Genomic DNA, 12,556 nt, shown 5'->3' on the forward strand with positions numbered 1-12,556 from the left:
GCCAGACGGCCCGCGGCCAGTCCGGCAAGGGCCAGCCCGCGCGCAGCCAGTCGGCCAAGGCCCAGCCCGCGAAGGCGCAGCCCGCCAAGGGCGCCACCGGCCGCACTCCGCGCACCCCGCAGCAGCGCCGCCCCGAGGGCCGTCCGCCGGCCCGCAGCCAGGCGGCGGTGCGGCCGCGCCCGAAGCCCCGTGGGCCGCAGCGCCCCAAGCCGCTCAAGCTGGCCGAGCCGAAGCGCCGGCTGCGGGTGATCACCGTGGTGCTGTCGCTGGTGTTCTCCGTCTTCGCGGGGCGCCTGGTGCAGCTCCAGCTGGTGGACTCCGACGCGCTGGCCGCCGACGCCAACACCAACCGCTACCTGAACATCCCGATCACCGCCGAACGCGGCTCGATAACGTCCTCCGACGGCGTCGCGCTGGCGTCCACCGTCGACGCGTACGACATCACCGCCGACCCGACGATGTTCACCCCCGAGGCGACCGGCATCCCGGACGCGCCGGAACAGGCGGCCGCCCTGCTGTCGCCGATCCTCGGCGTGTCCAAGGAGAAGCTCGCCGGCGACCTGCACACCCCGAAGAGCCGCTACAAGCGGCTCGCCGCCGCGCAGACCCCGGCCGCCAAGAACCAGATCAGCGACCTCAAGTCGACGCTGGAGAAGCAGGCCGGCTCGCGGGCCTGCCAGGTGCAGAAGAAGCTGCTCGGCAAGCCCGCCGACCAGGGCGGGCGCACCCGGGTGGACAACGAGTGCGCCAACCCGCTGGCCGGGGTGTTCAACCAGGAGACCCAGAAGCGGATCTACCCCGCCGACGGGCTGGCCTCCAACCTGGTCGGCTTCGTCAACGGCGAGGGCCAGGGCGCCGGCGGGCTGGAGCTCCAGTACCAGAAGCGGCTGGCCGGCAAGGACGGCCACAGCAGCTACGCCCAGGCCGGCGGGCGGCTGGTGCCCACCGCGGGGGGCTCGAAGGACCCGGCCGTGCCGGGCACCGACATCAAGCTGACCATCAACCGGGACATCCAGTGGGCCGCCCAGCGGGCGATCACGGACCAGGTGGCCAACTCCGGTGCGGAGAAGGGCTACGTGGTGGTCCAGGACGTGAAGACCGGCCAGGTCATCGCGATGGCCACCGCACCCGGCTTCAACCCGGGCGACCTGTCCACCGCCAAGCAGTCCCAGATGGGGAACCCGGCCCTCCAGGACGCGTACGAGCCGGGTAGCACCGCCAAGCTGATGAGCCTGGCCGCCGTCCTGGACTCGGGTACGGCCAACTGGGACACCAAGGTCACCGTGCCGAACCGGCTGGTCCGGGCCGGCCAGCAGTTCAAGGACGACGTCGAGCACGGCGACTGGTACCTGACCCTGGCCGGGGTGCTCGCCAAGTCCTCCAACATCGGCACCATCGAGGCCGTGGAGACACTCGGCGGCGGCGACCAGCTGAAGGCCAACCAGGTGCTGGACGGCTACATGCGCAAGTTCGGCGTGGCTCAGCCGACCGGCCTGGGCTTCCCCGGGGAAGCCCAGGGGATGCTCAAGAAGCCGGAGGACCTGGTCGCCTCGGAGAAGTACAACATCTCCTTCGGGCAGGGCCCGCTGCAGATGAACGCGCTCCAGGCCACCTCGGTCTACTCGACCATCGCCAACGGCGGGGTGCGGGTCGCGCCCAGCATCGTGCAGGGCACCACCGGGCCGGACGGCAAGTACGTCCCGACCGCGCCGGGGGAGCAGACCCGGGTGGTCAGCGAGCAGACCGCCAAGACCCTCACCTCGATGCTGGAGTCGGTCGTCGACGACGAGCAGGGCACCGGCGGCAAGGCCGCCATCCCCGGCTACCGCGTCGCCGGCAAGACCGGTACCGCCAACCGGGGGGCGGCCGACGGCAAGGGCTACGACGGCTACACCGCGTCCTTCATCGGGTTCGCCCCCGCCGACAATCCCCGGTACACCGTCTCCTGCACCCTCCAGGGCCCGGTCAACGGCCACTTCGGCGGTCAGCTGTGCGGCCCGGTGTTCAAGCAGGTGATGGAGTTCACCCTGAAGACCATGCAGGTCCCGCCGAGCGGCAGCCAGGCGCCCAACCTGCCCGTCGAGTGGAAGCCGTGAGCGAGCATGAGCAACCAGCGGGCCGGTCGGGACGGCGACGCGGCGCAGGGCCGGTTTGGCCCTGGGCACCCTTCGGCGGATAGCCTTCCCGCCGTGCCGAAACCCGATCAAACCACCGTGAGTCCGCCCCGCCCGACCGGGACCCCCGCTCTGCCGCTGGCCGAACTGGCCGCCCGCCTGGGCCTGCCGACCGTCGAGGGCGGCGCCGTCACCGGCGTCACCCACGACTCCCGCGCGGTACGCCCGGGCGATGTGTACGTGGCCTTCCCGGGCGCCAACCACCACGGCGCGGCCTTCGCGGCCAAGGCCGCCGACGCCGGCGCGGTGGCCGTGCTCACCGACCCGGCCGGCGCCGAGCTGGCGGCCCCCACCGGCCTGCCGCTGCTGGTCGTGGACCGGCCGCGGGCCCTGATGGGCGAGCTGGCCGCCATCGTCTACGGCCGCCCGTCCGAGCGGCTGCTGATGATCGGGCTGACCGGGACCAACGGCAAGACCACCACCTCGTACCTGGTGGAGGGCGGCCTGCGCGGCGCCGGGCGCAACCCCGGCGTCATCGGCACCGTCGAGATGCGGGTCGGCGAGGAGCGCATCAAGAGCGAGCGCACCACCCCCGAGGCCACCGACCTGCACGCGATCCTCGGCGTGATGGCCGAACGCGGCGCCGACGCGGTGACCATGGAGGTCTCCAGCCACGCCCTGGTCTTCGGCCGCACCGACGGGGTGGCGTACGACGTCGCGCTGTTCAACAACCTCACGCCCGAGCACCTCGACTTCCACCCGGACATGGAGGACTACTTCCAGGCGAAGGCCCGGCTGTTCCAGCCCGGCAAGTCCCGCCGCGGCGTGGTCAACCTGGACGACCAGTACGGCCGCCGGCTCGCCGCCGAGGCCGAGATCCCGGTGACGACCTTCTCCGCCGCCGGCGACGCGGGCGCCGACTGGCGGGCCGTGGACGTCAAGCTCGGCCCGATCGGCTCCACCTTCCGGGTGCTCGGCCCGGACGGCGCCCAGGCCGACGCCGCCGTCCCGCTGCCCGGCCCGTTCAACGTCTCCAACGCGCTGGCCGCGATCACCGCGCTGGTCGCCGCCGGGCTGCCGCTGGAGCACGCCGTGGCCGGCGTGGCCGCCGTCCCCGGCGTGCCGGGCCGGCTGGAGCGGGTGGACGCCGGACAGCCCTTCGTGGCCGTCGTGGACTACGCCCACAAGCCGGACGCCCTCCAGGCCGTCCTCGCCTCGCTGCGCGAGGTCACCGAGGGCCGCCTGCACGTCGTCATCGGCTGCGGCGGCGACCGCGACCCGCACAAGCGCGGCCCGATGGGCGCCATTGCCGCCCGCCTCGCCGACACCGCCCTGCTGACCAGCGACAACCCGCGCAGCGAGGACCCGCTGGCGATCCTCGCCAGCATGCTGACCGGCGCCGCCGCGGTGCCCGAGGCCGAGCGCGGGGCCGTCCTGGTCGTCCCCGACCGGGCCGAGGCGATCCGGCTCGCGGTCGCCCGCGCCCGGGCGGGGGACACCGTGCTGGTGGCCGGCAAGGGCCACGAGCTCGGCCAGTACGTACGAGACGAGATCCGCCCCTTCGACGACCGGGAGGTGCTGCGCGAATCCATCGCGCGGACCGAGGCCGCGCGGGGCGACCGAGGAGTAGAGCAGCAGTGATCGCACTGACCCTCGCCGAGGTGGCCTCCGCCGTCGGAGGCACCCTGGACGGCGCGGACCCGGACGCCCTGGTCACCGGCCCGGTCGAGGTCGACTCGCGGAAGGTGAGCCCCGGCGGCCTGTTCGTGGCCTTCGTCGGCGAGCACGTGGACGGCCACGACTACGCGACCACGGCGGTCGAGGCCGGCGCCGTCGCGGTGCTGGCCTCCCGCCCGGTCGGCGTGCCCGCCGTCCTGGTCGATAATGTGGTGGAGGCGCTCGGCCGACTGGCCCGCGCCGTGGTCGCCCGCGCCGAGGGCACCGCCGTCGTCGCGCTGACCGGCTCGGCCGGCAAGACCAGCACCAAGGACCTGATCGCCCAGCTGCTCCAGCGCCACGGCGAGACCGTCTTCCCGCCCGGCTCGCTCAACAACGAGATCGGCCACCCGATGACCGCGCTGCGGGTCGAGGCCGGCACCCGGCACCTGGTCATGGAGATGGGCGCCCGGCACAAGGGCGACATCGAGTACCTCACCTCGATCACCCCGCCCCGGATCGGCCTGGTGCTCAACGTCGGCACCGCCCACGTCGGCGAGTTCGGCTCCCAGGAGGCGATCGCCGAGGCCAAGGGCGAGCTGGTCGAGGCGCTGCCCGCCGACGGCGCCGCGATCCTCAACGCCGACGACCGGCTGGTGCGCGCGATGGCCTCCCGTACCAGGGCGAAGGTGGTCCTGTTCGGGGAATCCCAGGACGCCCACGTCCGGGCGACGGACGTTCGTCTGGACGCCACCGGACGGCCATCCTTCACGCTCACCACCCCGGCCGGTTCCGCGCCCGTGCAGCTGCGCCTGTACGGTGAGCACCACGTCTCGAACGCCCTCGCCGCCGCCGCGGTGGCGACGGAGCTCGGGATGTCCGTCGACGACACCGCCGCTGCCCTGGGCGAGGCGGGTGCGCTGTCCCGCTGGCGCATGGAGGTCGTCGACCGGGCCGATGGTGTCACCGTCGTCAACGACGCCTACAACGCGAACCCCGACTCGATGCGGGCCGCGCTGCGGGCGCTGGTCTCGATGGGCGGCCGTGGCCCGGAGCGCCGCCGCACCTGGGCGGTGCTCGGCGAGATGCGGGAGCTCGGCGAGGAGAGCCTGGCCGAGCACGACGCCATCGGGCGGCTCGCCGTCCGGCTGGACGTCACCAAGCTGGTGGCGGTCGGCGGACGCGAGGCGGCCTGCATGGAACTCGGCGCGAGGAACGAAGGTTCGTGGGGTGAGGAGTCGGTGCTGGTGTCCGACGCGGACGCGGCGGTCGAGCTGCTGCGCAGTCAGCTGCGACCGGGGGATGTGGTCCTGGTGAAGGCGTCCCGTTCGGTGGGGCTGGAGAAGGTGGCCGAGGCCCTCCTGGCGGACGGTGCTGCCCGATGATGAAGCAGATCCTCTTCTCCGGGCTGATCGGCCTGGTGCTGTCGCTGGTCGGCACGCCCGCGCTGATCAAGCTGCTCGCCCGTCAGGGCTACGGCCAGTACATCCGTGACGACGGCCCCAAGGCGCACCACAGCAAGAAGGGCACGCCCACGATGGGCGGCATCGCCTTCATCCTGGCGACCCTGATCGCGTACTTCGCCACGAAGGCGATAACGGGCGAGAGCCCGACGGCCTCCGGGCTGCTGGTGCTCTTCCTGACCACGGGCCTCGGCCTGGTCGGCTTCCTGGACGACTACATCAAGGTGGTCAAGCGCCGCTCGCTCGGTCTGCGGGCCAAGGCGAAGCTGGCCGGCCAGTCCATCGTCGGCCTCGCCTTCGCCATCCTGGCGCTCCAGTTCCACGACGACCGGGGGCTCAGCCCGGCCTCCGAGAAGCTGTCCTTCGTACGCGACTTCGAGTGGTCGATCGGCCCGGTGCTGTTCGTCATCTTCGCGTACTTCATGATCGCGGCGACCTCCAACGGCGTGAACCTGACGGACGGCCTGGACGGCCTCGCCACCGGCGCCTCGGTGATGGCCTTCGGCGCCTACACCTTCATCGGCGTCTGGGAGTACGGGCAGAGCTGCGCCTACTTCTTCTCCGCCACCAACGCCTGCTACGACGTCCGGGACCCCCTGGACCTCGCGGTGGTCGCCGCCGCCCTGATGGGCTCCTGCTTCGGCTTCCTGTGGTGGAACACCTCGCCCGCCAAGATCTTCATGGGCGACACCGGCTCGCTCGCCCTCGGCGGCGCCCTGGCCGGCCTCGCGATCTGCTCGCGCACCGAGCTGCTGCTCATCCTGCTCGGCGGCCTCTTCATGATCATCACCCTGTCGGTGATCATCCAGGTCGGCTCCTTCCGGATGACCGGCAAGCGCGTCTTCAAGATGGCACCACTGCAGCACCACTTCGAACTCAAGGGCTGGAGCGAAGTCCTGGTCGTGGTCCGCTTCTGGATCATCCAGGGCCTGTGCGTGGCCGTCGGCCTCGGCCTCTTCTACGCGGGATACCGGACCGGATGACGAACACCGACTTCACGAACCTGCCCGTCGTCGTCGCAGGCCTCGGCGTCTCCGGCATCAGCGCCGCGCGCGTCCTGCACGGCCTCGGCGCCCGCGTCACCGTGGTCGACGGCGGCAGCGGCGAGGGCCTCAAGGCCCGCGCCGCCGAGCTGGAGGCCCTGGGCATCGCGGTGCGCCTGGGCGACGGCGCCGGCCTGCCCGAGGGCACCGAGCTGATCGTCACCTCGCCCGGCTGGGCCCCCGACAGCCCGCTGTTCGCCGCCGCCGAGGCGGCCGGCGTCCCGGTCTGGGGCGACGTCGAGCTCGCCTGGCGGCTGCGCAGGCCGCTGCCCGGCACCGGCGAGCCCGCCCCCTGGCTGGCCGTCACCGGCACCAACGGCAAGACCACCACCGTCCAGATGCTCGCCTCGATCCTCACGGCGGCCGGCAAGCGCACCGCCGCCGTCGGCAACGTCGGGGTCTCGGTGCTGGACGCGGTGCTCGCCGAGGAGCCGTACGACGTGCTCGCCGTCGAGCTCTCCAGCTACCAGCTGCACTGGGCGCCCTCGCTGCGCCCGCACTCGGCGGCCGTGCTCAACCTGGCCCCCGACCACCTCGACTGGCACGGCTCGATGGAGGCCTACGCCGCCGACAAGGGCCGGATCTACGAGGGCAACACCGTCGCCTGCGTGTACAACCTGGCCGACCCGGGCACCGAGGCGCTGGTCCGCGAGGCCGACGTCGAGGAGGGCTGCCGGGCGATCGGCTTCGGCCTCGGCGCGCCGAGCCCGTCGAACTTCGGCGTGGTGGACGGCCTGCTGGTGGACCGCGCCTTCATCGAGGACCGGGCCAAGAACGCGGCCGAGCTGGGCACCGTCGAGGACGTCTACCCGCCCGCCCCGCACAACATCGCCAACGCGCTCGCCGCGGCGGCGCTGGCGCGGGCGTACGGGGTCGAGCCGAAGGCCGTCCGGGAGGGCCTGCGGGCCTTCCGCCCGGACGCCCATCGGATCGCGGAGGTGGGCGTGGTCCGCGAGGTCACGTACATCGACGACTCCAAGGCCACCAACACCCACGCCGCCGCCGCCTCGCTGGCCGCCTACCGGCCGATCGTCTGGATCGCCGGAGGCCTGGCCAAGGGCGCGACCTTCGACGACCTCGTCCAGGGCTCGGCCGAGCGGCTGCGCGCGGTCGTGCTGATCGGCCAGGACCGCGCGGTGATCCGCGAGGCGCTGGAGCGACACGCTCCGGATGTGCCGGTGATCGAGGCGGCCGAGGGCCAGACTGGCGCGGTGGCGATGACCGAGGTGGTTCGCACGGCCGCGTCGCTCGCCCAATCGGGTGACACGGTGCTGCTGGCCCCGGCCTGCGCCTCGATGGACATGTTCACCAACTACGGCGAGCGCGGCGACCTGTTCGCGGCGGCCGTCCGGGAGCTGGGGAACGAGTAGCGGGTCGACGCGCGGGCGTCGTACGGAGAGAGTGAGCGGGGAGCGGTGGCGGGGCAGGGCAGGGCGGATTCCGGCGTTGGGAAGCAGGACGCCGCCGAGCCGTGGCGAGTGATCTCCGCCACCACGACCAAGTACAAGTCGGCCGGTCCGCTGGGACGGTTGCAGGCCCTGCGGGCCCGCGTCCGGTACTGGCTGGACCGGCCGCTCACGCCGTACCTGCTGATCGTCGGCACCACGCTGCTGCTGGTGGTGCTCGGTCTGATGATGGTCTTCTCGGCCTCGCAGATCCTCGCCCTGAACCAGCACCACACCGCGCAGTACTACTTCCTCAAGCAGCTGATCTCGGCCATCCTCGGCCTGGTCCTGCTGATCGGCTTCGCCTCCGTTCCGCTGGCGGTGCTGCGGGTGATCGTCTACCCGGTGATGTTCGGGGTGATCGGCGCGCTCGCGCTGGTCGCCGTGCCCGGCATCGGAGTGCGGATCAACGGCAACCAGAACTGGCTGAACTTCGGGTTCTTCCAGTTCCAGCCCTCCGAGTTCGCCAAGCTCGCACTGGTGCTCTGGGGCGCCGACCTGCTCGCCCGCAAGCAGAAGGCCGGCACCCTCAACTCCTGGAAGCACCTGCTGGTCCCGCTGGTGCCGGGCGCCCTGCTGCTGCTCGCGCTGATCATGATCGGCGGCGACATGGGCACCTCGATGATCCTGGTCGCCATGCTGTTCGCGCTGCTGTGGATGGTCGGAGCGCCGCTGCGGCTGTTCGTGGCCACCCTCGGGGTGGCGGTCGTGGTCTGCACCGCCCTGGTGATCACCGTCCCGCACCGCGCCGAGCGCCTGGGCTGCATAGGCGTCACCAAGCTCGACCCGGAGGGCGCCTGCTTCCAGGCCCTGCACGGCGTCTACTCGTTCGCGCTCGGCGGTGGCTTCGGCACCGGCCTGGGCGCCGGCGTGGAGAAGTGGGGCCAGCTGCCCGAGGCGCACACGGACTTCATCTTCGCCGCGACCGGCGAGGAACTCGGTCTGGTGGGGACGCTGTCGGTGATCGGTCTCTTCGCGGCACTAGGCTACGCGGGTATCCGTGTGGCCATCGGTACGAAGGATCCCTTCGTCAGGTACGCCGCGGGAGCCGCCACCACCTGGATCATGGCGCAGGCCGTGATCAACCTGGGGTCGGCGCTGGGACTGCTGCCCATCGCGGGCGTCCCGCTCCCGCTGTTCTCCTACGGCGGTTCCGCCATGCTGTCGGCCATGTCCGCGATCGGAGTGCTGCTGTGCCTGGCACGCAGCACCTCGGGCGCGAAGGCGGCCCTGGCCGCCCGGAGCAAGAACTCCCGGATCAGGAAGCGACTGGCCCGGGTGCTGCCACGACGACGAACCACAGCGCGCCCGGCCCCCCGGCCGGCACGCAGGGAGCGGTGAATTTCGGTGCATGTCGTACTCGCCGGCGGGGGGACCGCCGGTCACATCGAGCCGGCGCTGGCCCTCGCGGACGCCCTCCGGAGGCACGACCCGTCCGTCGGGATCACCGCCCTGGGGACCGAGCGCGGTCTGGAGACCCGACTGGTGCCCGAGCGCGGCTACCAGCTGGAGCTGATCCCGGCCGTCCCGCTGCCCCGCAAGCCCACCCCCGAGCTGATCACCGTCCCCGGCCGGCTGCGCGGCACCGTCCGGGCCGCCCAGGAGATCATCGAGCGGGTCAACGCCGATGCCGTGGTCGGCTTCGGCGGCTACGTCGCGATGCCCGCCTACCTGGCCGCCAAGCGGGCCGGTGTGCCGATCGTGGTGCACGAGGCCAACGCCCGGCCGGGCCTGGCCAACAAGATCGGCGCCCGCTACACCGACTTCGTGGCGGTCTCCACCCCGGACAGCAAGCTGCGCGACTCCCGGTACATCGGCATCCCGCTGCGCCGGACCATCGCCACCCTGGACCGCGCCGCCGCCCGTCCTGAGGCCCGCCACTACTTCGGCCTCGACCAGCGGCTGCCCACCCTGCTGGTCTCCGGCGGCTCCCAGGGCGCCCGTCGGCTCAACGAGACGATCACCTCGATCGCCCCGCGGCTGCAGCAGTACGGCGTGCAGATCCTGCACGCGGTCGGCCCGAAGAACGAGCTGCCGCAGGTCGCGGACGTCCCCGGGATGCCGCCCTACCGCCCGGTGCCGTACATCGACCGGATGGACCTCGCCTACGCGGCCGCCGACCTGATGCTCTGCCGGGCCGGTGCCATGACGGTGGCCGAGCTGGCCGCGGTCGGCCTGCCCGCCGCCTTCGTGCCGCTGCCGATCGGCAACGGCGAGCAGCGGCTGAACGCCCAGCCGATGGTCAAGGCCGGCGGCGGCCTGCTGGTGGACGACGCCGAGCTGACCCCGGACTGGGTGCTGCAGAACGTGCTGCCGGTGCTCACCGACCCGCAGCGGCTCTGGGACATGAGCCGGGCCGCCGCCGAGTTCGGCCGCCGGGACGCGGACGACCTGCTGGTCGGCATGGTGTACGAGGCGATCCAGGCCCACCGGGGCGGTCGCCGTCGTGGCTGACGGCCGGTCCGCCGACCCTCTGGAGGAGGAACTGGAGGACGAGGAGTCCGCTCCTCGCCTCCGGCTCTCCCGGCGGGGCATCGTGGTGCTGAGCGTGCTCGGCGCCACGGTGCTCGGCGTGCTGGCCTGGCTGGTCTTCTTCTCCTCGGTGCTGAACGTGCGCGACGTCGCCGTCCAGGGCACGCCGGACGAGAAGCTGACCTCGGACCAGGTCCGCGAGGCGATCGGCGGGCTGGCCGGCGGCCCGCTGGCCAGGGTGGACCTGGACGGGGTCAAACACCGGGTGGAGGCGATCCCCCGGGTGGCGAAGGCGGAGGTGTGGCGCGGCTGGCCGCACACCCTCCAGGTCAAGGTCGTGCAGCGCACCGCGGTGGCCGCGGTCAAGGGGGATGACGGCCAGTTCACCCAGGTGGATGCCTCCGGAGTGAGCTTCGCCACCGAGGCGGCCCCGCCGGCGGGCGTTCCGGTGGTGGAACTGCGGCTCAGTCAGCAGGCGAAGGACGTGGACGGTGTGATCTCCCGCGCCCAGCTGGTGCAGGGCGCGGTGTCCGTGGCCGCCGGGCTGCCGCAGGAGGTCTCCAAGCGGGCCGGATCGGTGCTGGTGCACTCGTACGACGACATCGAGCTGCAGCTCAGCGGGGGTGCGACGGTGCGCTGGGGGAGCCCCGAGCAGAACGACCGGAAGGCCCGGGTGCTGCTGGCGCTGATGAAGCAGAAGGGCACCAGTTTCGACGTGACGGCGCCGGAGGCGCCGGCCGTGTCGGGGTGATCCGCTAGATTCTCTGCCCGAGGGAGGGGTTGACGCCTCGGAGTGTCGGCCCGACCCTTGATGGTCACCCCCGGTTTCGTATGCCGGCCGATGATCACATAGGCTCAAAAGAAAAGGGGAAGCTCGGCGTGTTCGTTGAAACACGTGCCCGGAGCCACCTAGTGTCCTGTGTCACCGGACTGTGTCCCTCGGTGATGTGACGGAGGCACAGGACTAACCCTAAAGGTCAAGTTTAGGGTTGGGGTCGGCGGTCGGCATTTCGGACATTCAGTCAGAAACCAGGCTCCCTCCCCATCGACATCCGTCGGTACGGCCCCTCACCGGGCCTGGCCGACCCGGAAATTCGAGGCGAGAGGCCTTCGACGTGGCAGCACCGCAGAACTACCTCGCAGTCATCAAGGTCGTCGGAATCGGCGGCGGTGGTGTCAACGCCATCAACCGGATGATCGAGGTCGGTCTCAAGGGCGTCGAGTTCATCGCGATCAACACCGATGCGCAGGCCCTCCTCATGAGCGACGCCGACGTCAAGCTCGATGTGGGCCGTGAACTCACCCGGGGCCTCGGCGCCGGCGCCAACCCCGAGGTCGGCCGCAAGGCCGCCGAGGACCACCGCGAGGAGATCGAGGAGGTCCTCAAGGGGGCCGACATGGTCTTCGTGACCGCCGGTGAGGGCGGTGGCACGGGCACGGGCGGCGCGCCCGTCGTCGCCAACATCGCCCGCTCGCTGGGCGCCCTGACCATCGGCGTGGTCACCCGTCCCTTCACCTTCGAGGGCCGCCGCCGGGCCAACCAGGCCGAGGACGGCATCGCCGCCCTGCGCGAAGAGGTCGACACCCTCATCGTGATCCCCAATGACCGACTGCTGTCCATCTCGGACCGCCAGGTCAGCGTTCTCGACGCCTTCCGCTCGGCCGACCAGGTCCTGCTCTCCGGTGTCCAGGGCATCACGGACCTGATCACCACCCCGGGTCTGATCAACCTCGACTTCGCCGACGTCAAGTCCGTCATGTCGGACGCCGGTTCGGCGCTCATGGGCATCGGCTCGGCCCGCGGCGAGGACCGCGCCAAGGCGGCCGCCGTGATGGCGATCTCCTCGCCGCTGCTGGAGGCCTCGATCGACGGCGCCCGCGGCGTGCTGCTGTCCATCTCGGGCGGCTCCGACCTCGGCCTGTTCGAGATCAACGAGTCGGCCCAGCTGGTCAGCGAGGCCGCCCACCCCGAGGCCAACATCATCTTCGGTGCGGTCATCGACGACGCGCTCGGCGACGAGGTGCGGGTCACCGTCATCGCGGCCGGCTTCGACGGCGGCCAGCCGCCGGCGATCGTCCGCGACCCGGTGGTGAAGTCCACCACCCCGGAGCGCCCGGCCACCCCGCCGGCCGCCCCGGAGCGCCCGGCCGGCCGGCCGTACGGGAGCATCGGCTCGGTGACGTCCCGTTCGGAGGGGGAGACCCAGTCCGCCCCGGCCCGTTCGACCGAGACCCCGGCCACCGCGACCGCCACCGCCCCGGTGCCGCCGCAGGTGCAGCCGGCCCGGCAGCCGTTCGTGGAGAGCCCGGCCGAGGAGCTCGACGTCCCGGATTTCCTTAAGTGATCGATCACGCGGTACACG

At 72.1% G+C, this 12,556-nt stretch carries 9 protein-coding genes; all 9 read left to right on the top strand.

Annotated elements, in window-relative coordinates; all coding sequences use genetic code 11:
- On the top strand, window positions 1–2,096 hold a 2,096-nt coding region (locus J0670_RS14080; protein WP_243436997.1), incomplete at its 5' end, for a penicillin-binding protein 2.
- Window positions 2,097–2,102: 6 nt separating this feature from the next.
- Window positions 2,103–3,755 carry a UDP-N-acetylmuramoyl-L-alanyl-D-glutamate--2,6-diaminopimelate ligase gene (locus J0670_RS14085; protein ID WP_207811889.1) on the top strand — a complete coding sequence of 551 codons (1,653 nt, stop codon included), beginning with the start codon at window positions 2,103–2,105 and terminating at the stop codon, window positions 3,753–3,755.
- The gene (gene murF, locus J0670_RS14090; protein WP_207811890.1) at window positions 3,752–5,155 is read left to right on the top strand and encodes a UDP-N-acetylmuramoyl-tripeptide--D-alanyl-D-alanine ligase; all 1,404 of its coding nucleotides are present in this window, start codon (window positions 3,752–3,754) and stop codon (window positions 5,153–5,155) included. Before J0670_RS14085 ends, murF begins: the two co-directional genes overlap by 4 nt.
- Window positions 5,155–6,216, top strand: coding sequence for a phospho-N-acetylmuramoyl-pentapeptide-transferase (gene mraY / locus J0670_RS14095; RefSeq protein ID WP_207811897.1), 1,062 nt, complete (start codon window positions 5,155–5,157; stop codon window positions 6,214–6,216). Before murF ends, mraY begins: the two co-directional genes overlap by 1 nt.
- Window positions 6,213–7,646 (top strand): UDP-N-acetylmuramoyl-L-alanine--D-glutamate ligase, encoded by a 1,434-nt coding sequence (gene murD / locus J0670_RS14100; RefSeq protein WP_207811891.1) that lies wholly within the window; start codon window positions 6,213–6,215, stop codon window positions 7,644–7,646. The genes mraY and murD overlap by 4 nt, the downstream gene beginning before the upstream one ends.
- 108 nt (window positions 7,647–7,754) lie before the next feature.
- Window positions 7,755–9,062 (top strand): putative lipid II flippase FtsW, encoded by a 1,308-nt coding sequence (gene ftsW, locus J0670_RS14105; protein WP_374223102.1) that lies wholly within the window; start codon window positions 7,755–7,757, stop codon window positions 9,060–9,062.
- 6 nt (window positions 9,063–9,068) lie between these two features.
- A complete protein-coding gene (gene murG / locus J0670_RS14110) occupies window positions 9,069–10,175 on the top strand; it encodes an undecaprenyldiphospho-muramoylpentapeptide beta-N-acetylglucosaminyltransferase (RefSeq protein ID WP_207811893.1) in 1,107 nt (368 codons plus the stop codon).
- Entirely contained in the window at window positions 10,168–10,944 is a 777-nt protein-coding gene (locus tag J0670_RS14115; RefSeq protein WP_207811894.1) for an FtsQ-type POTRA domain-containing protein, read from the top strand. The genes murG and J0670_RS14115 overlap by 8 nt, the downstream gene beginning before the upstream one ends.
- A 364-nt stretch (window positions 10,945–11,308) precedes the next feature.
- On the top strand, window positions 11,309–12,538 hold the full coding sequence (gene ftsZ / locus J0670_RS14120; protein WP_207811895.1) for a cell division protein FtsZ: 1,230 nt from the start codon (window positions 11,309–11,311) through the stop codon (window positions 12,536–12,538).
- The last annotated feature ends 18 nt before the right edge of the window (window positions 12,539–12,556 follow it).

This window comes from Streptomyces sp. FH025, assembly GCF_017427025.1.
Classification (GTDB): domain Bacteria; phylum Actinomycetota; class Actinomycetes; order Streptomycetales; family Streptomycetaceae; genus Kitasatospora.

Coding starts and splice junctions, on each gene's coding strand:
- J0670_RS14085 (WP_207811889.1), top strand. CDS start 2,103: ATGAGCAACCAGCGGGCCGGTCGGGACGGCGACGCGGCGCAGGGCCGG.
- mraY (WP_207811897.1), top strand. CDS start 5,155: ATGAAGCAGATCCTCTTCTCCGGGCTGATCGGCCTGGTGCTGTCGCTG.
- murD (WP_207811891.1), top strand. CDS start 6,213: ATGACGAACACCGACTTCACGAACCTGCCCGTCGTCGTCGCAGGCCTC.